Origin of the sequence: Comamonas sp. B-9 (genome assembly GCF_000410635.1) — a bacterium.
Taxonomy (GTDB): domain Bacteria; phylum Pseudomonadota; class Gammaproteobacteria; order Burkholderiales; family Burkholderiaceae_C; genus Comamonas.
Genome location: NZ_KE148599.1, coordinates 256 through 1,319, shown reverse-complemented (window position 1 = coordinate 1,319; position 1,064 = coordinate 256). Strand labels below are relative to the sequence as shown.

General features: G+C 69.0%; 2 protein-coding genes. One reads left to right on the top strand and one right to left on the bottom strand.

Annotation, left to right across the window (positions count from 1 at the left end):
• On the top strand, positions 1 to 501 hold a 501-nt coding region (locus H928_RS0115355), incomplete at its 5' end, for a precorrin-6A/cobalt-precorrin-6A reductase (protein WP_021027303.1).
• Here the strand turns inward: H928_RS0115355 and H928_RS28110 are convergent.
• On the bottom strand, positions 471 to 1,064 hold a 594-nt coding region (locus H928_RS28110; protein WP_043340422.1), incomplete at its 5' end, for a precorrin-3B C(17)-methyltransferase. The genes H928_RS0115355 and H928_RS28110 overlap by 31 nt on opposite strands.

The window sequence follows — 1,064 nt, the reverse complement described above, 5'->3', positions numbered from 1 at the left end:
TGCGCCGCTACCGGCACGCCCTTGCTGGCGCTGGAGCGTGCGCCCTGGCAGGCGCAGCCCGGCGATAGCTGGACCGAGGTCGCCAGCATGGCCGATGCCGCCAGCGCGCTGCCCCAGGCGCCCAGCCGGGTGTTTCTGGCCGTGGGGCGCAAACAGCTCGATGCCTTTGCCGCCTACCCGCAGCACCATTACCTGCTGCGCCTGGTCGATGCACCTGTGCCCGGCAGCTTGCCGCTGCCCCGGCACATGGTGGTGCTGGGCCGGGGGCCTTTTGGCATGCAGGACGACCTGGCCCTGCTGCAGCAGCACCACATCACCTGGCTGGTGGCCAAGAATGCGGGAGGGGCCGCCACGCGCGGCAAGATCGATGCCGCCCGTGCACTGGGCTTGCCGGTCGTGATGGTGCAGCGCCCGGCACTGCCCTTGCGGCCGCGCACTGAAAGCGTGGCGGCGGTCATGCATTGGCTCCGTCATGGCGCCTTGCCATCCACTGTGCCGTAGCGCGGCGTATAGGTGTAGCGGCCCACGCGGCGGGTGAGGCGGTTGCCCACCAGCACGACGGTGCGCATGTCGGCCATCTCGGGCTGGGCCTCAGCGAGGCTGCAAACCTGCAGCGATTCCTCGGGCGTGGAGACGGCGCGGGCAAAAATCAGCAGGCGCTCGGGCTCGCAATGCGCGCGCAGCAGCTCCAGCAGGCGGATAAATCCTTGCGGCCTGCTGTGCGAGCGCGGGTTGTAAAAGGCCATCGCAAAATCGGCTTCGACCGCCAGTTCCACCCGGCGGGCAATCACCGGCCAGGGCTTGAGGTTGTCCGACAGATTGATGCAGCAAAAATCATGGCCCAGCGGCGCGCCTGCGCGGGCGGCGGCGGCCAGCATCGCGGTAACGCCGGGCAAGACCTGCACGTCCAGTCCCAGCCAGCGTTCGGCCTGCGCGCCTTGTGCGCGTTCCAGTGCTTCAAACACGGCCGATGCCATGGCGAACACGCCCGGATCACCGGACGAAACCACAACGACCTGCAGGCCCTGGGCTGCCAACTCCAGCGCCTGCTGGGCGCGTTCCAG